Source organism: Marinomonas dokdonensis (assembly GCF_052747885.1).
This window is the reverse complement of sequence record NZ_JBRAND010000003.1, coordinates 572552-591382: the sequence shown is the minus strand read 5'-3', so window position 1 is coordinate 591382 and position 18831 is coordinate 572552. Positions and strand designations below refer to the sequence as shown.

Here is an 18831-nt window from a genome sequence, read left to right as displayed (position 1 = left end):
TGACGCAATAGAGAGATTGTATAAAAATTAATTTTCACATAAAAAAATTAATTTTGCTTTACGCCGATGCACATATTCTCGCTAATGTGCATTTTAAGGGCATAAAAATCAGGATTCAGCATAGCTTATAACTAAAGCTCGCCGATAAATTCATTAAGATATTCTATAGACTCAAGGCGCTTCCTTCCCAGATCACCGGCAGCATCAATGGTTCTATTCGTGATTAAGTTGATGAGCGCCATCACGCCAACATGACTAAATAAAGGTCCAGATGAAAGAGTAGAACATCGAAAATGCCAATCCGCCGCTGTAAAAATCGGCATACTTTCATCTGAAATCACCACCAATTTCGCAGCACTGTTACTGATGATTTTTAATATCAAGTCAAACTGACTAATCCGTCTTCGCAACCCAAACACAACCACAATGTCCTTTGCTGACAACGCGGCTAAATTTTCCCCCATGGTTTGACCACTGTTAGGCAGCATGACTGTATTTTCGATAACTTGTAGCAACTGCCATTGTAAGTACTGGGCGAGTGGGGCTCCTGCACGGAAACCAATCACGGAAACTTTTTGGGCTGTCAGTAAGGCCTGAGTCAAAGCATCAATATCTGATTCATCCAACGATGATGTGGTTCGCTCTATATTTTTAATGTCGGATTGAGCGTAAACACTTGGGGAATGGGGGGCTTCCGTTTTTACTGTATTCAAATACAATCTGGAGCCGCTATCTTTTTCTAGACGGGCATGCCGACGGGCTTCTTCATAGGATGTATATCCGAGACGACGCACAAACCGTGTGACCGTAGCATTTGATACTTCAGCCAGGTTAGCAAGCTCCGAAGCGGAATAACTTGCAATCTCACCAGGGAAATCGCAAACAAGCTCCCCGAGCTTACGCTCAGCGGGGTGGAGTTCAGGAAGGATTTTACGGACTCTAGATAAAAATGAATGGTCTTTCATGCAAAAATATCACTTTATGGTGAAAATAGCTTTTCACCATAAAGTGTATTCAATGCCAATACAAGCAACTTTTAGAAGTCTAGGCAGCAGGGCCTTACACCTTAAACACGGCCGCTTTGGCTTCATATTCTTTGGTAACTTTGAAGATTTCATCGCTACTGCGGTCAAGCTCGGTCATCATCTCGGAAAGCTGCTGAATCGCATGGGCATTCTGGCTTACTTTGTCGTTAATAGAGGTGATAACCGTTTCTTGCTCTAGGGTGTCCTGGGCAATGGACTGACTAGAACTGGACACACTTGCGACGTCCTTAGCTCTTCTAGCCAAGCCTTCAGAAATGCTCTGCGCATGACCCACGTTGATACTAGTGCGCTCTTTACCGGACTCCATAGAGACCACAGTTTGGTCAACACTCTGGTGTAATTTAGCTAGCACACTTTCAATTTGGTCGGTTGCTTCACTGGAGCGCTGAGCCAAGGTGCGAACTTCATCCGCCACCACAGCAAAACCACGGCCCGTTTCTCCTGCTCGAGCAGCCTCAATGGCCGCATTAAGAGCCAATAAATTAGTCTGCTCTGAGATACTACGGATGGACTGTAATAAGTTGGTGATAGAACCCACATCTTGCGTCAAAGCATTTAAGTGGGTAGAGACGCTATCAATATCTTTGGCCAGTAATTTCATATCTCGCATAATAGTGAGTGCTTGCTCACTGTCTTTTATCGTCTCTTTCTCAAGCTCCATTACCACATTGGCTGACTGACTGCTGTCCTGAGATACTTGTGTCATAGAACGAGAAACTTGCGCTGAGGAGGCCGCGGCATCTTGTGAGCGGTGCTTGCTTGCTTCAACACTCATGCTCGCCTCATCAGTCACCGTGTGAATGGCATTACTAGACTCGACCAAAATAATTGCAATATGTTGATATTCCACAAACAAATTAGATAGCTGAGACAACAAGTCGTTCAAGGCGCGCTCAGCATTAGAAGATGGCTTCTCAACTCGGATCGATAGGTCGTTGTCTGCGGAGATACGCTCAATTGCATCGGCAATTTTTATGTTTGCAGAAGACTCTTTTTTCATGATGCGAGCCATATAAATTAATACACCCGCTTCGGCGATCGCGAAAACGCAATGGATCACCATGATGGCCATACTATGATGCCCAGAGAATACCTTAATGGGCATTTCACCTAGGTGAACACCTGCCATTTGCACATACATGAAGATAATATGGTAAGCCGCAGTGGTGACCAGTGCCGCCACGATAGGCTGCCATTTTTGATAAATGAGCAAAACCACCATGGTAGCAAAGATATGGAAATGCATTTCAGTGAGTCCCAACTGACTTTGTATCAGTAAGGAAGACACCAGCATCATTATCACGCCAGCTAAGACAGAAAAGATTAATCGCCCTTTAAAAAGGCTGTATATAAGCTGTGTGCTGATAAAGACAAACACCGAAGCGATTAGAGAAAAGCTAAAAAGCCCTGCGCCTAACAAACCACTTATAAGCAGTATGGGAATTTGTGCCATCAAAGCCCGATAAACAAATAAGTCATTTTTTAAGGTTCGTTTATACGAATTATCCATACATCTCTCCAGTTCCAAGGTAGCGCTTTATTGGCGGCAATTATATTGCAGCGCAGACCCATAACCCCACCACCATTTTGTAAAGAAATGATTCTATAGATAGACAAAAAGGCTGTTTCAATATATTGGGAAAGAGAAATTATGGCTAAATAGGTGACAGAACAATCAATTTGGAGGGTGAAAGGACCTTGCTAACTTACCAATAATAAGTCGATTGCTGGCGGGAAAGCCCTATAAAGTAGAGTTCAAATAGAAACTCGTCCACCAGCAAGCAGAGGGAAGTCTATATCTGGCTCTACTTAGCCTTAGCCTTTTTAAAGCCGTAAATTACTAGAGCGAATCCACCAATTACCATAGGTAGTGAAAGTAGCTGCCCCTGTGTTAGCCAGTTGAAAGCCAAATAGCCGATCTGCGCATCGGGCTCACGAACGAACTCTACTAAAATACGGAAAATGCCGTAACACAATAGGAACATGCCAGACACACAATAACGTGGTTTAGTTTTCTGTGAGAAGAACCAAAGAATAGTGAAGAGCGCGACGCCCTCTAAAGCAAATTGATAGAGCTGAGATGGGTGGCGGGCCAGTTGTAATGGATCATGTGGAAAGATCATGGCCCAAGAAACATCCGTTGGCTTACCCCATAACTCACCACCAATAAAATTACCTATTCGACCCGCACCTAAACCGATTGGCACAAAAGGCGCAATAAAGTCAGTTACATCAATAAGGTGTTTATTATAACGTCGGGCAAAAAGACACATGGCAGCGATCACACCCAGTAAGCCACCATGGAAAGACATTCCTCCTTCCCAGATTCGAATCATGATCATAGGATCATCGATAAAGGACGGGAATTGATAAAATAGAATGTAGCCAATGCGCCCGCCAAGAATGACCCCCATAGCACCATAGAAAATCACATCACTGATCATTTCGTTGGTCCACAAGCCGTTGGAGCGCTTCGCTCGATAGCTGCCTAACAAGTAGGCTCCAGCGAAACCTATAAGGTACATAATTCCATACCAATGCACAGATAAAGGGCCTATCGAAATGGCTATAGGATCAATAGAAGGGTAAGCAATCATAATGTAAAACAGGCCTTATCTGTGTTCGAAGGATATATTGATTAGTGAACAGTGGAGGTTTTGGTTGGGCGGATTAAGCGCTCAATATTCGCCTCACGCATTAATCGCGTCATGGTATCTCTGACGCTTTGTGCATGATTTAGTTCCATTACTTGCTGCAGCATGTTTTGTGCTTGAGCCATGGAAATATTACGAATCACAGCTTTTACTTTAGGAAGGCTAGTGGAGCTCATAGAAAGTACATCGTAACCCATAGCCATGAGTAATATCGCACCCATTGGATCACCGGCCATTTCACCACAAACACTCAGCCCCACTTCACATCCTTCAACTTGTGAAGCAATACTTTGCAAAGCGTGTAACACCGCAGGATGGAAAGAGCTGTACAGATCTGCCACACGAGGGTTGTTACGGTCGACCGCTAACAGGTATTGAGTTAAGTCGTTACTACCTACCGAAAGAAAATCCACCAAGCCTGCATAAGCCTTCACTTGATAAACAGCGGCAGGGACTTCAATCATCACACCCACTCTAGGCATGCGCACATCAAAGCCTTCTTCGATGACTTCATCAACCCCTCGGCGAATCAGTGCTAACGCTTCTTCTACCTCTTCAACACTGGAAATCATTGGCAACATGATTTTCAAGTTGTGTAGTCCGGCACTGGCTTTGATCATGGCCCGAATTTGCGCCATAAAGATTTCTAAGTGATCCAGTGTGACTCGAATACCACGCCAACCAAGGAAAGGGTTTTCTTCTTTAATTGGGAAATACGGCAACGCTTTATCGCCACCAATATCCAAGGTGCGCACGGTCACAGGCGCAGGGGCAAAGCCCTCAAGCTGTTGACGATAAATTTGGACCTGTTCTGCTTCAGTTGGGAAACGGTCACGAACCATGAACAAGACTTCAGTACGATAAAGGCCAATCCCTTCAGCACCTCGGTCTAGGGAGCGAGCGATATCTGCAGACAAGCCCGTATTCACATACAGGGCTAAACGCTGACCATCAAGGGTTTCACAAGGTAAGTCTTTTAGGGTTTCGTACTCTTCTTCTAAGAGTCGCTCTTCATCAACGATTTGTTGATAGTTTTCAATCAAAGCCTCGGATGGGCTGGTAATAACCTTACCCTGATAGCCGTCGACAATGATGTTCACTTTATCAAGCTGTGCATACGGAAGGTCTAACGCCCCCATCACAGTTGGGATACCCATGGCTCTTGCTAAGATGGCAACGTGGGAGTTGCCAGAGCCCATAACAGAGACCAAGCCTTTGATCTTTTCAATAGGCACTTCTCCCAACATCGAAGCGGTAAGCTCTTCACCTATGATGATGGAAGGCTCACTAAACTGCTCCGCAATATTGGGTGCTTTCTCTTGTAGATGGGATAATATGCGCCGCCCTAAATCTCGTAAATCACTCGCGCGCTCACGTAAATAAGGGTCATCCATGCGGTCAAACAAGGCAATGTGTGTACGAATAACTTGCCTTAATGCCCCTTGAGCCCAGTTGCCTTCGAGGATTTTCTTCTCGATTTCATTGGCAATGGAATTGTCATTAAGGATTTTAAGGTAAACGTCAAACAGTGCCTTTTCGTCTTCCGACAAATGCTGACTTAAGCGGCTACTGGCTTGGCGAATATCTTGCCGAGTTGCTTCTAACGCATGGTGGAAGATTTGAATTTCTTCCTCTGGGTGGCTGGTTTGTCGATCCGGAATAACATCCAAATCAGCCGATGGAAACACCACCACACCACGACCAATCGCTACCCCTGAGCTGCCAGGTACACCTTTGTATTTAAGATCAGACTCGACTGGCTCAGCGTTGTTGTTCAGGCTCGTCATCGCACCCGTCGCTTCCGCATGGGCAATAACACCTGCCAGCTGGGCAGAAAGCGTGATTAGAAAAGCTTCTTCACCTTCATCAAAGCGACGCTTATCTTCATGCTGAACAACCAACACGCCCAGCACTTTACGATGGTGAATGATCGGCACACCGAGGAATGAGCGGTAGCGCTCTTCCCCTGTGCCATTAAGATAATGAAATGAAGGGTGAATATGGGCATCATCAAGGTTTACTGGCTCTGCGCGACGGCCAACCAGACTCACCAAGCCTTCGTTTTCTTTTAGACTAACACTGCCCGCCACATCGGCATTGAGGCCTCGGGTAGCCATGAGCACATATTCACTGCTATTTGGGTCCACTAGATAGATAGAACACACTTCAGCGCGCATGGCTCTGCGTACGCGGCGGACAATGATATCCAAAGCGCTCGACAAAGACTCAGCGGCCGTTACTTCTTGTGTTATTCGTCTTAGCAAACTTAGCATAGCTCTCCCATCGCTTAGCAGTTATCAGGTGTTACAGTTATTTTTTGGCTTTTTCGATCCAACGATGTGCATTGGGGATTAATTCCTTTAATGCCCGTCTATATACATCTTTTTTAAAGGCTACTACCTGACCTAAAGGGTACCAATAACTTACCCAACGCCACCCATCGAATTCCGGCGTTTCAGCCCCATCCACACACACATAGGTGTCAGCACAACGAATCGACAAAAGGAACCATTTTTGCTTTTGCCCTATGCACAAAGGCTTAGAGTTGTGTCTTAACATACGCTTTGGAAGACGGTAACGTAACCAACCTTTGGTTTTCCCTACGACCTCAACTTGATGAGGTTCCAGTCCTATTTCTTCTTTTAACTCTCTGTACAACGCCTCTTCTGGCGTTTCATCGGACTTGATGCCACCTTGGGGAAATTGCCACGCATTTTGTCCAACACGTCGCGCCCATAACAGTTGACCACGCTCGTTCATCAATATGATGCCTACATTCGGTCTATATCCGTCCGCATCAATCACGAGCAATCACCTTTTAAGATAAGAATAAATTCCCCTCATTGTTCCATAATTCCCCCTTCTTCACAATTAAGAGAGGTGTTATTTATTGTCTGCAAGGCTATACTTTGGGCACTTTCAACCGACTAGGGACAAACAGTGACTCTTGCAATATTTGATTTAGACGGCACCTTGCTAAGCGGCGATAGCGACTACAATTGGGGACAATTTTTGGTCGAAAAAGGCTTAGTCGACACACAGGTTTATAAGCAGGCGAATGACCGCTTTTTCGAACAATACCAAGCCGGCACCCTAGACATTCATGAGTACCTTGCCTTTAGCCTAGCGCCATTACGTGACTTCAGCCCAGCGCAACTTAGCCAACTTCATCAGGATTTTATGGTCGAAAAAGTCCAGCCCATGATGCAAGAAAAGGCCCATGCATTGCTCAAACACCACAAAGAGCAAGGGCACTTTTTATTAATGATTACCGCGACAAACCAATTCGTGACCGGGCCTATTGGTGACGCCTTGGGTATGGATCACATTATCGCCCCAGTACCAGAAGTCATTGACGGCCAATACACAGGTAATATTGTGGGTATTCCTAGCTTCCAAGAAGGCAAGGTGACGCGCTTAAATGAATGGCTAGAGCAAACAGGCCATAGCATGGAAGGCAGTTATTTCTACAGTGATTCTCGTAATGACTTACCGCTATTAGAGCTGGTAACTCATCCTGTCGCCGTCGATGCTGACGACACATTGACGCAAATTGCGCAGCAGCGAAACTGGCCGCATATCTCTTTGCGTGACTAAATAAAACCGAAAAAAATGCGCTGCGAGTTTCCACTGGCAGCGCATTTTTTATGTCTAAGCGAAGGCTACAAACCCATATTATTATGGATGCGGTAGAACAAAGCCTTTAGGTATTCTGTTTCATCAATAGCTGGATGCACAGGGTGATCAGGCGCTTGCGTACCACGGTAAATAAGCTGTGAGAAACGTTCAAGTTGGCGACTATTGCTTCGCACTATATCGTGTAAACGGCTGGTTTCTAAGTGCATAGAGCAAGAACCAGAGACCAAAATACCGCCCTTGGCGACCAAACGCATCGCCAGCTGATTGGCTCTATGGTACGCCCCTTCACCTGCCTTGATGTCTTTACGACGGGCTATAAACGCCGGCGGATCCATCACCACCACATCGAAACGTTCTTTGTCTTCAATTAAGGACTGCATGGCTTCGAAAGCGTCGCCTTGCATTAGGTTGGCATTGCCTTCGTATTGGTTCAGGTTTAAGTTTTCTGTGACATGATCCAACGCGCTTTGGGAAGCATCAATAAAGGTTACATCGGTTGCCCCTGCGGAGGCTGCTTGTACCCCCCAGCCCCCCACGTAAGAAAACACGTCTAATACGCGCTTGCCATCACAGAATCCCTGCATGGTTTTGCGGTTTTCTCTGTGATCATAAAACCATCCTGTTTTCTGACCGTCCCAAACTGGCGCTTGGAAAAGCACACCGTTTTCTTGTAAATACACCACTTCAGGCACCGTACCAAAAGCTTCTTCTACGTAGGAATCCAGCCCTTCAATTTGACGCATCTTGCCATCATTTTTCATCAAGATAGCGGAAGGTTTCACAACATCTTGCAAGGCTTCAATAATTTCGCTTTTTACCCGTTCCATCCCTGCGGTGGATATTTGCACCACTAGAATCTCAGCAAAGCGGTCAACCACTAAGCCAGATAGACCATCGGAATCACCAAACACCAAACGATAGTATGGCGCAGAATAAGTTAGCTCTCGCAAAGATAAAGCAATTTTCAAACGATGAACCAGGGTCGACTTATTTAATACAGTATCTGTACTACGGCTAATTAAACGACCACAAATCAAGGTGTTAGGGTTAATTGTAGCAATACCCAAGGCTTTACCTTGAGCTGTTTCTACGACAACTTGATCACCTGGGGCAAATTGTTTTAATGGGGTTTCAGAGGTGTTTACCTCATTACTGTAGATCCATTGATGCCCAGCTCTAATACGGCGATCTGCCTGACCTTTTAGTCGAATAACGCTCAATTGTGTCACCTAGTTTCATTTAAAAAGGCCATTATAAATGCTACACAGGCAATTGCTATCTATATAGGGTTTTGGCCACAAAAAAGCCCACACTAGGCGGGCTTTGTAGAAGGCAGTCTCAACAAGCAGCTTATTGTTCTGTTTCGAACATCACGAGATGGTCTAACTTCACGGTTAGTCCTATTTGCTGGCCAACGGCATGATTGTGGTGTGAGGAAGCAAAACAAAACACCACTTTGCCGGAAGCGAGCTTCACACGATACAAAAAATGCGAACCTTGGAACCATTTGCTCATGATAAGCCCCTGAGATTCACTGTCATCATCGTGAAGAATGTCGTCTGGGCGAACCAATAGCTCCACTTTGCTGTTGTTGGCAAAGCCATGATTCAATTTGCCACGTATTTGCCCTAGATCAGAATGTACGCAGTCTTCACCGCATACAGTGGCAGGCAAGAAATCACCATGACCAATAAAGCTTGCGACAAAGCGGGTAGCCGGTTTGTGATAAATCTCATAAGGGGTGCCGGTTTGGTGAATCTCCCCTTCGCTCATCACTGACACCTGATCCGCCATTGAAAAGGCTTCCATTTGATCATGGGTTACCAAAATTGCACTCATCTTTTCATGCAACAAAATACTGCGCACATCGGGCACAAGTTCTTCTCGTAACTTAGCATCCAACCCTGAAAAAGGTTCATCCATTAGTAATAGCTTTGGTCGTGGGGCAATGGCACGCGCCAACGCAACACGCTGCTGCTGGCCTCCAGATAACGAGTGGGGGTAGCGTTCTTCGAAACCAGAAAGTCCGACTAAGCTTAGTAATTCTGCGACCCTAGCTTTAACGTCTGTAGATGACCAAGCACTTAATCCGAAGGCTATGTTTTGTGCGATGCTTAAATGGGGGAATAGCGCGATGTCTTGAAACACCATACCTATGCCACGATCCTCTGGACTCTGCACAAAATCTTGGCTGGAAATCACCTCGCCATCCAAAGAAATACTGCCTGATGTAAGAGGTTCAAAGCCAGCGATGGCTCGTAATAGCGTCGACTTGCCACAGCCGCTTGAGCCTAATAGGCAGCCAATCGTTCCTGCTTTTAATGAAAAAGACACCTGTTTTACGATGGCAGTATCACCATAGCTCACACCGACATTTTCAAGGGTAATGTCTGTTAGGGCTGAGTTTTCTAGTGGCTGACTCATATTTTTTCCTATTTCGACTGTTCAATGCGCGATGAGATAGAACGGCTCAATAATATCACTGGAACCAACCCCACCAGCACTATCATCAAAGAAGCCGGAGCGGCGTCAATTAATCGCTCATCAGACGCTAATTCAAAGGCCCTAACGGCCAAAGTATTAAAATTAAAAGGACGCAGAACCATGGTTGCAGGCAGTTCTTTCAACACATCTACGAAAACGATCAAGATGGCAGTGAGCACAGAGCCTTTTAAAAGAGGAACGTGTATTTTAAGGAGCACCTTACTAGGCGTTAATCCTAGTGAACGACCTGCCATGTCCATACTGGGTTTAATTTTACCCAAACCATTTTGCACAGCCCCTAGGGAAACTGCCATGAATCTCACCGTGTAAGCAAACAACAACGCCACCAGCGTGCCTGAGAATATCAGCCCGACTTTGCCATCCGTATAGGCTTTTACCAGTTCAATAATTCGGTGGTCCAACCAAGCAAGCGGCACAATCGTACCAATCGCAATAATGGTGCCTGGCAAAGCGTACCCAAGCCCAGCCACTGTCACCGAAGCCGTCACACTACGACTCTTGTTTAGACGCACCGCGTAACTTAATACGAGGGCGAGTCCAACCACAATTAACGCCGCTAAGGCCGCCAGATAAAAAGAGTTCCAAGCCAGTTGTACAAAGTCACTACCAATAGGCTCAGCAAGGAAAACAGCCCAGTAAGCCAACACACCCGCCGGAATAGCAAAGCCAAAAGAGATGGGTAAGAAACACATAAGCGTAGCACCAACACCTGCTAAACCGGTGAGTTTGATATGCTTTTGATTGGCCTTTTTGATACCAGAAGTATGGTAGCGGATGCGTCGACGGGAATAACGTTCAAGCAAAATGAGTACCGCAACAAACATCAGCAACACCCCAGCTAATTGGGAGGCCGCTGCAATGTCACCAAAACCATAATAGGTACGCAAAATGCCTGTGGTAAAGGTACTCACACTAAAGTATTGCACCGTGCCGTAATCAGCAAGGGTTTCCATCAGTGCGAGAGTAAGGCCGGTCACAATAGCGGGTCTGGCCAGTGGCAAACCTAACTTAAAAAAGGCGCTCACATTTGAACAGCCCAAAGTTCTTGCCACTTCTAAAGTATTCGCAGACTGCTCTAAAAATGCCGCACGTGCCATTAAGTACACATAGGGGTACAGCACTAAGGTAAGCATGACGATAGCGCCGCCTAGGGAGCGTACTTCAAAGAACCAATACTCCCCATAGCCTAAGCCAGTTAGCTGACGAATCATGGTTTGTACTGGTCCAGCAAAGTCCAGCACACCCGTATAGGTGTAAGCAATAATATAGGCAGGGACTGCCATAGGAAGTAACAGCGCCCAAGACAACCAACGTCGTCCAGGGAATTCACACATACTGGTGAGCCACGCACAGGGGACGCCGAGTAATAACACCCCAGTGCCCACACCAAACATTAACCATAGGGAGTTGCTAACATAGTCAGCAAGGACGGTTTCATAAAGATGCTGCCAAACCGCATCATTGGCATTAAAGAGGTTAACTAACACCACGAGTATGGGCAGCATTAGCAGAGCGGCGGTAACAATCGCGGCGATTTTTAAAACGTTGATCTTAGATCTTTTTGCAGACTGAGCGCCCTTGAGATTAAGCATTATGAAGCATACCTACCAAACCATGAAACAAAACGCCGCTCCGCCAATTCAAAAAGAAATAAAATCACAAACAAGAAGCATTACAAGCTAAGCTCGTTATTATCCTACTCAAAATAATGTTTAACCTAGGGGAGATGAGTAGAGATATGTAACGGGGTGCCCCTCTAGGAAGACGGCAAGTCGCATCGTCTTCCTGAGAAGCTCAGATTAGATAAGCTGATCTAGACCATTATCAAGAGACAGGGCATCGTCTAGTTCATAGACAATACTTTCAGGTAAACCCGCCGCTTTTGCCACCGCCATGGGGAAACCTTCTCGTACAAGGTCTGCATCACGCTCATTACGAACACAAGCATTCAAGTAACAAGCAAGATTCAGTACACAGGCTAATGGCATAGGTTCACCCGCCGCGAAAGGTCGTTTGTGCTCGCCTACTGCTCGGCTTAATAGCTCAGGCAAACGCCAAAATTCTAATAGTTTTTGTCCAGCAAGTTGGGAAGTAAAGCCAAATGCATCTTCCTCGGCTTTCACACGGCTGGCACGTTTATTCGCAACGGTTTCTTGCACTTGCACGGCCAATTCTGGCTCAGCAAGGTGGATCAATAAGCGGCCAATGTTATGCACAATACCCACAGTGAAGGCTTCGTCTTTATCCACCAAGTCAGTATGGTGAGCCAGCCATTGAGCTAATTCAGCCACATGGAAAGAGTCGGACCAAAAATCTGGTAATTTGATCCCTTCTACTTCGCTTACTGAGTTGGCAAAACCCGATGCAATGACAAGGGTTTTTAGCTTATCCATCCCCAGTAGCACGGTTGCCTCATCAATAGATGAAATCTTGCGAGACAAACCAAAATACGCTGAGTTCACCACTCGTAAGACTTTTAAGGAAATGGTCTGGTCGTGGGTGACTCGCTCCGCAATGGTGCTGTAGTTGGCATCAGGATTACTTAACAACTGAATAAGCTCTCGAACCACATCAGGGACATTCGGGAGCTTGTCACTTTGTTTTAGTAAATCTTGAACTTGCATGGGCATGGTTTACCGCCTTAATGAATTAAAATCTATGCCGCCTCGTAAAAGCTCCTTTTTACGAGCACAGCAATTTAAATGTAGAGATGGATACTGAACGATAATATAGCCTAAATAAAAAATCATTGGTATCTAAGTTGGGCTTATTTGCCGCCCGCTCTCGACATCAATCTTGCTTTCAAAGCAGGCTGTCGATGTACACAACTCATCGCCATATTTCGCCCTTGTACAAAGAGCGGATGCTGGCTACTAAAGGCTCGCTTAAACAGTTCCATTCCCATAGACATGCTAATGTTGTCGAGCATACACGCCCGTTGATAGCGGCGTAGCACTTTTTCGTCCGCGAGTGACTCACCGCGTCGAAAGGCCTTAGAAAGAACCTTGGCTAACGCTTTCACATCGGAGAAACCTAAGTTTGCCCCCTGCCCCGCCAAAGGGTGAATGGTGTGGGCCGCATCACCAATCAAAGCAATGCCCGGTTTAACGTACTGTTTGGCATGGCGCTGTCTAAGCGGAATCATTTGCCGTGGCCGTGTCATACCCACCACGTCAAACTCACGATTTATCGCGTAATGGACACGCTGGCAAAAAGCTTCATCATCCAAGGCCATCAGTTGTTCTGCATCTTCAGGTGAGACTGACCAGCCAATGGACACAAAATGCCCCTCTGCGGTACTAGGCAAAGGTAAGAAAGCCAGCACCCCTTCTTCGCCAAAACTTTGCCAGGCCGTATTTTGGTGGCTCTGAGCGATTTGTATGGTGGCAACAATGGCATGATGCTGGTAATCCCATTCGAGCGTATCGAATTGATTGTCCGTTCTTAACTTGGACAAAGCCCCATCCGCTCCTATCACCACCTGAGCTTCCAGTATGGTGCCAGAGGCAAGGGTAATTTTTGCACCGTCAGAAGAAATTTGATGCTCAGCTAGGCTTTCACCTAAATACAAATCCACATTGGATAAGCGTTTAATTTGCGTCATCAATTGATCGCAGAGCACGGTATTTTCGATCATATAGCCCAAGACTGAGCGCTCTGTGGTGACGGCATCAAAATCAATGAAACCCTGGCCTAGACCATCCCACACGGCCATTCTTTGATAGCCCGTGTAGCGATTTGGGTCGATCTGTTGCCAAACGCCCGCTTCGTCAAACAAGTCTTTAGATTGGCTGGATATAGCGCTTACTCGAGTATCGTAAGCGGGTGGCTGAGCAAGCTGATAGTTGCCGTCGTGTTTATCAACAAGTGCAATACGCATAGACGACTTTGCTAATAAAACGGCCGCTAATGAACCCACCATACCGGCGCCCACTATGATCAAATCGTACTGTTTTGCCATCTTTGCCTCTTTAATTCGCCCCACTCAACCCTGTTTGGGAGTGTCTATTCTGCTAGCCCTTAGACATCAGGGTTTCAATTTCTGCAATTTCTTTCGCTAACCCATGGGTGAGTACATAAGGGCCTTGCTCACGGATCAGTACATCATCTTCAATACGAATGCCTATGCCGCGCCATTTCTCGTCAACCGATAGATTATCCTTGCTAACATACAAGCCCGGCTCAATGGTTAACACCATGCCAGCTTGTAGTGGTCGAGACTCCCCCGCTATTTTATAAGCGCCGCAATCATGCACATCTAGCCCTAACCAATGGCCGGTATTATGCATGTAAAAGTCTCGGTAGGCTTTGTTCTCGATCAAGGCTTTTGGGTCACCTTGCAACAAACCTAGATTGACCAGCCCTGTGGTTAACACTTCCACAGCGGCATTGTGAAAAGCCTCGTAAGCGGAGCCCACCTGTAATTCTTTGAGCCCTGCATGGTAAGCATCTAACACCAGCTGATAGAGGGCAGCTTGAGGCTCACTGAATTTACCATTGGCAGGAAAAGTACGTGTAATATCCGCCGCATAGCAACCAAGCTCAGCCCCCGCATCAATCAAAACCAAGTCATCTTCTGTAATTTTCTCATCGTTCTTAATGTAATGTAGAACGCAAGCATTGGCGCCAGAGGCAACAATATTATTGTACGCAGGCTGACGCGCTCCGGATTTCATGAACACATAATTCAGCTCAGCTTCCAACTGATACTCATACATGCCAGGACGCACACTGCGCATGGCTTGCTGGTGAGCGGCCACACTAATTTGTGCCGCGCGTTCCATAATGGCAATTTCTTCGGCATCTTTGATTAAGCGCATCTCTGCAACCAAAGGTTCCAAATCCTGCATGTTTGTTGGCGCTATGGCCCCCACTCTTGCTTTCGCAGCCAGAGCATCTCGCCATTGCGCCACTTGCTGTCGTAACTCTGCATCAGAAAATAGATAAACCACTTGCTGAGCGTCGTTTAATAAGTCGGAGGCGGTTGGTGCGAGCTCCTCAATAACAGCCGCTTGAGTCGCACCAAAGGTTTCGATAGCGCCCTGACAACCATGACGGAAGCCTTCCCATTGCTCCTTCTCAGGATCTTTAGGGAGGGTAAGTAAGGTAAGCTCGCCTTCGCCACTGATAAAGGCATAGGCACTCGGTTCAGGAAAACCGGTTAAATAGAAAAAACTGCTGTGGGGGCGGAATTCATAGTCACAATCATTATTACGGGTAGCCAACTCTCCCGTTCGCAGCACCACTACGCTCTTTTCAGGCAGTTGTGCCATCAAGCGTTTGCGGCGCTCTAAATAGGTGTGACGACTAATTTCCATGTTTTCCCCCTGTCATAAATTTAATGCAATGCGTTTTGCTTGCTGTGATCCGCGTCGGGTTTCACATCAAAGTGTTCAGCGTACATCATCATAGCGGACAATCGAACGTACTCAACCAATTCCGTCAGATCCGCTTCGTTATCGTTGTTATCTTCTAGCACACGCATTTCCGCCTGCATTCCAGAGATGTTGGCAAAATCACGTAAGATCTGCTTAGTTTCATCCGTTAGGCCGTTTTTCTGCCCAGAAAGGCCATAACCTGCTAAGAAGCCATGAGCCCATTGAGACAGGGTAACACCTCGTTCGCACAATTCCGCATCATCATCGCTAATACAAGGAATTAAGGCGTATTCACCGTTTTGGTAAAGCGTTAAGGTCGAAGTATAAAGTTCAACAATCGCAGCGCGGCTTGCTTCTTCTTTCCAGCTTTCAATATCACAGAACTCCACCACCATGGTCAGCCAATCTTCTAGTGGTAAGGTCACGCCAGACGCTAGGTAACCACATAACTGACCATGCAGTTCTGCAGGAGACGCAGAGATAGACTCCACAACAAAAACGTCCGCGATGAGATCAAAATCTAACGCATCTTTTAACATTTCAGTGGACATATTATTACCTTTTCACTGCTGTTGATTTGGGGCAAAAAATAAGCCGTACCTCTCGGCACGGCCTATTTTATCTTTGCTTCGCTTACGACTTATATGGGTCTTGCCGTAAGCAGATTCAAGCCGCTTAACCGATCTGTTTTAAGCCAGACTCTAGGGTTTGTAGAATCAGCGTATTAATCGTCATCGGGCCAACACCACCTGGTACTGGGGTGTAAGCAGAAACACGGTCCATAAGTGGTGCTAATTCGATATCGCCCACACCACCTGGGTGGTAGCCAGCATCGACAACCACAGCACCATCTTTAATCCACTCAGCTTTAATAAATTCTGGCTTACCAACAGCACCAACAATCACATCGGCCTGTTTGATAAATTCAGGTAAGTTTTGAGTACGAGAATGGCAGATAGTCACTGTCGCATTGGCGTTTAGCATCATCATCGCCATTGGCTTACCCAAAATTGGGCTACGGCCAACAACCACAACATGCTTACCTTCAAGAGGCACATCATAAGCTTCCAGCAAACGCATGATACCTGCTGGCGTTGCTGCGCCATAAGCTGGCTCTTGCATGGCCATACGACCGAAGCCAAGACACGTCACACCGTCAACGTCTTTGTGTGCTGCAATGGCGTCGAAACATAGACGCTCATCAATTTGCTCAGGCACTGGATGCTGCAGCAAGATACCATGTACATCTGAGTTATCATTCAGACCTTGAATGGTTTCTAGCAATTCCTCAGTGGTGGTGGTTTCTGGCAGTTCAATGGCCATTGAATCCATACCCACTCGACGACAAGCATTACCTTTCATTTTCACGTAAGTTGCCGAGGCTGGATCTGCACCAACCAAAATGGTGGCTAAGATAGGGGTGCCGCCCGTGCGCTCTTTAAGTTGAGCCACTTGAGCTTGTAGGCGAGTTTCTGTTTCTTTGGCGCAAAGTTTACCGTCGAGCAGTAACGCAGTCATGAAGTAGCTCCAATGTAATTGCATGATATTTGAAGGCGCACATTATACCCCAAGATTTCCCACGATATGCAGTACACGGGCAATTTGTTCGGCAATTTTTTAGCCTTGCCCGCTAATCACTCCGCAACCTCTAGATAGTCGATTAATAGCTGCAAATTACTTTGGCCGCGAAACTCGTTTATTTCAATTTTATACACCAAGCGTAACTTGCTGGCGGCTTCATTAGGCCATTTATTGAGGTCGACAAAAAAACTAATACCATCCAGCAACACACCACTTTCAGGCTCTCTTAACATGAGCTTTAGATGCTTTTCTGCCACTAATCGTTGTTGTAAAACTTCAAATACACCATCAAAGCAAGGCTCAGGAAAAGCTTGCCCCCATGGGCCAGCCAAACGTAATTGATCGGCAAAACTCAAGCTAAAGTCTTCTGGCGCCAAAGGGCCATCGGTGTAAATGCAGGCTTCCAGTTGATCTTCTGTTACCCACTCGCTGATGATGAGATCGAAGGCAAGACGAAAAGCATCGTAATGAGCTTCTTTAATCGTCATTCCTGCGGCCATCGCATGACCGCCAAATTTGCTTAACAATTGCGGATAGCGCTTAGCCAGCAAATCCAGAGCATCGCGGATATGCACTCCAGGTATGGAGCGAGCAGAACCTTTAATTTCACCATTGTCCGTACGGGCAAAGGCGATCACTGGGCGATGGCATTTCTCTTTCATCCGCGACGCGAGTATACCTATTACCCCTTGGTGCCAGTCTTCATCGTAAAAGCACATACCATTCGGTAAAGCCTCACCTTCTTGAATCAAATCGACTAAGGCCTTTTCCGCCTGCTCTTTCATATCCGATTCAATGGCTTTACGTTCACGATTAAATTGATCCAGCTGTTGGGCGTATTGTCTTGCTTGCTGAGGATTGTTGGTGAGCAAACACTCTATTCCCACCGACATGTCATCCAACCTGCCAGCTGCATTTAATCTTGGCCCCACCACAAAGCCTAAATCCGACGCTTTTATTTTATCGACTTCACGTTTGCCCACTTCAAGCAGAGCAAGAATACCCGGGCGTGCAAACCCAGCTTGAATACGCCTCAAACCTTGCTGTACTAATATGCGATTATTCTCATCCAGAGACACCACATCAGCCACTGTTCCCAAGGCTACCAAATCTAAATAGTCAGCCATTTTGGGCTCAGGAATATGCTGATTCACAAACCAATCACGACGATTAAGTTCAGCTCTTAAGGCAGACATGACATAAAATATCACCCCCACACCCGCAAGGTTTTTACTGGCAAACTGACAGTTAGGGTGATTCGGATTCACTATGGCGTCCGCTTCTGGGAGGGCGTCTCCGGGCAAATGGTGATCGGTCACTACCACCTTCATACCATGCTGCTTGGCCGCTAACACCCCTTCGATGCTGGCAATACCATTGTCCACTGTCACTAAAACATCTGGCGCTTTGGCTTTCGCCACTTCTACAATTTCGGGTGTTAATCCATAGCCGAACTCGAAGCGATTAGGCACTAAATAATCTGGGTTGATCGCCCCCATTGCCTCGAGCGCCAATATGCCCAAGCTGGTGCTGGTTGCTCCATCCGCATCAAAGTCGCCGACAATCAGTATTTTTTCACCCGCCTCGATAGCATCCGCTAATATGCTGGCGGCTGCGGTCAAATCAAACAATGGATCAGGGCGTAATAAGCGCGGTAAGCGGTAATCCAACTGTTCCATTGAACTCACCCCTCGAGACAAATAGACCCGCTGCAAAGTGCTGGAGATGTTACGGGGAAACTGTGTCTCGACAGAAGGGACAGGGCGACGTTCAATGCGCATAGGAAACTCAATAAGCAAATAAGGGGTTAGAAATCGTCAAAAGCATACCATGAATGCTTAGCAACGATGTAACACCAAGTACTCTTGTTAGGCTGATTATTTCATCATACAAATAAGCAAAGAATCGTTGACATTCATCTGCCAGAGCATTAATTTGGTTATTAATGCAGCAGCTGATCTTTCAAAAGGCTAGTTATTGCATTACTCAGCCCGCAATCGGTTTTTAAAGTCGATTAGCGGGTTTTCT

Annotated in this window: 15 protein-coding genes; 1 reads left to right on the top strand and 14 read right to left on the bottom strand. The window is 46.3% G+C overall.

Translation table 11 applies throughout. The features are described from left to right. Window positions 1–131: 131 nt before the first annotated feature. From ACUM5Y_RS10625 to ACUM5Y_RS10605, 5 genes are all read right to left on the bottom strand, one after another. Window positions 132–965: a MurR/RpiR family transcriptional regulator gene (locus ACUM5Y_RS10625; RefSeq protein ID WP_445976845.1), complete on the bottom strand. Its 834-nt coding sequence runs from the start codon at window positions 963–965 to the stop codon at window positions 132–134. Between the two features lie 94 nt (window positions 966–1059). Beyond that, on the bottom strand, window positions 1060–2556 hold the full coding sequence (locus tag ACUM5Y_RS10620; protein ID WP_445976844.1) for a methyl-accepting chemotaxis protein: 1497 nt from the start codon (window positions 2554–2556) through the stop codon (window positions 1060–1062). Window positions 2557–2851: 295 nt separating this feature from the next. Beyond that, entirely contained in the window at window positions 2852–3643 is a 792-nt protein-coding gene (gene lgt, locus ACUM5Y_RS10615) for a prolipoprotein diacylglyceryl transferase (RefSeq protein WP_445976843.1), read from the bottom strand. Between the two features lie 41 nt (window positions 3644–3684). Continuing rightward, window positions 3685–5973 carry a phosphoenolpyruvate--protein phosphotransferase gene (gene ptsP, locus ACUM5Y_RS10610; RefSeq protein WP_445976842.1) on the bottom strand — a complete coding sequence of 763 codons (2289 nt, stop codon included), beginning with the start codon at window positions 5971–5973 and terminating at the stop codon, window positions 3685–3687. Between the two features lie 37 nt (window positions 5974–6010). Beyond that, the gene (locus tag ACUM5Y_RS10605) at window positions 6011–6505 is read right to left on the bottom strand and encodes an RNA pyrophosphohydrolase (protein ID WP_445976841.1); all 495 of its coding nucleotides are present in this window, start codon (window positions 6503–6505) and stop codon (window positions 6011–6013) included. A gap of 135 nt (window positions 6506–6640) precedes the next feature. Between ACUM5Y_RS10605 and ACUM5Y_RS10600 the strand changes: the two genes are divergently transcribed. Beyond that, a complete protein-coding gene (locus ACUM5Y_RS10600) occupies window positions 6641–7297 on the top strand; it encodes a histidinol-phosphatase (RefSeq protein ID WP_445976840.1) in 657 nt (218 codons plus the stop codon). A gap of 65 nt (window positions 7298–7362) precedes the next feature. Here ACUM5Y_RS10600 and ACUM5Y_RS10595 read toward each other — a convergent pair whose 3' ends face one another. From ACUM5Y_RS10595 to recJ, 9 genes are all read right to left on the bottom strand, one after another. Beyond that, window positions 7363–8559, bottom strand: a complete 1197-nt coding sequence (locus ACUM5Y_RS10595) for a class I SAM-dependent rRNA methyltransferase (RefSeq protein ID WP_445976839.1) — start codon at window positions 8557–8559, stop codon at window positions 7363–7365. 130 nt (window positions 8560–8689) lie between these two features. Further along, complete coding sequence (locus ACUM5Y_RS10590; RefSeq protein ID WP_445976838.1) at window positions 8690–9763, bottom strand: ABC transporter ATP-binding protein; 1074 nt, start codon at window positions 9761–9763, stop codon at window positions 8690–8692. A gap of 8 nt (window positions 9764–9771) precedes the next feature. Beyond that, window positions 9772–11436, bottom strand: a complete 1665-nt coding sequence (locus ACUM5Y_RS10585) for an ABC transporter permease (RefSeq protein WP_445976837.1) — start codon at window positions 11434–11436, stop codon at window positions 9772–9774. Between the two features lie 207 nt (window positions 11437–11643). After that, entirely contained in the window at window positions 11644–12474 is an 831-nt protein-coding gene (locus tag ACUM5Y_RS10580) for an HDOD domain-containing protein (RefSeq protein WP_445976836.1), read from the bottom strand. A 137-nt stretch (window positions 12475–12611) separates the two neighbouring features. Continuing rightward, a complete protein-coding gene (locus ACUM5Y_RS10575) occupies window positions 12612–13805 on the bottom strand; it encodes a UbiH/UbiF/VisC/COQ6 family ubiquinone biosynthesis hydroxylase (protein ID WP_445976835.1) in 1194 nt (397 codons plus the stop codon). Window positions 13806–13857: 52 nt separating this feature from the next. Beyond that, window positions 13858–15162, bottom strand: a complete 1305-nt coding sequence (locus tag ACUM5Y_RS10570) for an aminopeptidase P N-terminal domain-containing protein (protein ID WP_445976834.1) — start codon at window positions 15160–15162, stop codon at window positions 13858–13860. A gap of 20 nt (window positions 15163–15182) precedes the next feature. Beyond that, window positions 15183–15773, bottom strand: a complete 591-nt coding sequence (locus ACUM5Y_RS10565) for a UPF0149 family protein (protein ID WP_445976833.1) — start codon at window positions 15771–15773, stop codon at window positions 15183–15185. 124 nt (window positions 15774–15897) lie between these two features. After that, window positions 15898–16740, bottom strand: a complete 843-nt coding sequence (gene folD, locus ACUM5Y_RS10560; RefSeq protein ID WP_445976832.1) for a bifunctional methylenetetrahydrofolate dehydrogenase/methenyltetrahydrofolate cyclohydrolase FolD — start codon at window positions 16738–16740, stop codon at window positions 15898–15900. 116 nt (window positions 16741–16856) lie between these two features. Next, complete coding sequence (gene recJ, locus ACUM5Y_RS10555) at window positions 16857–18584, bottom strand: single-stranded-DNA-specific exonuclease RecJ (RefSeq protein WP_445976831.1); 1728 nt, start codon at window positions 18582–18584, stop codon at window positions 16857–16859. Window positions 18585–18831: the final 247 nt, after the last annotated feature.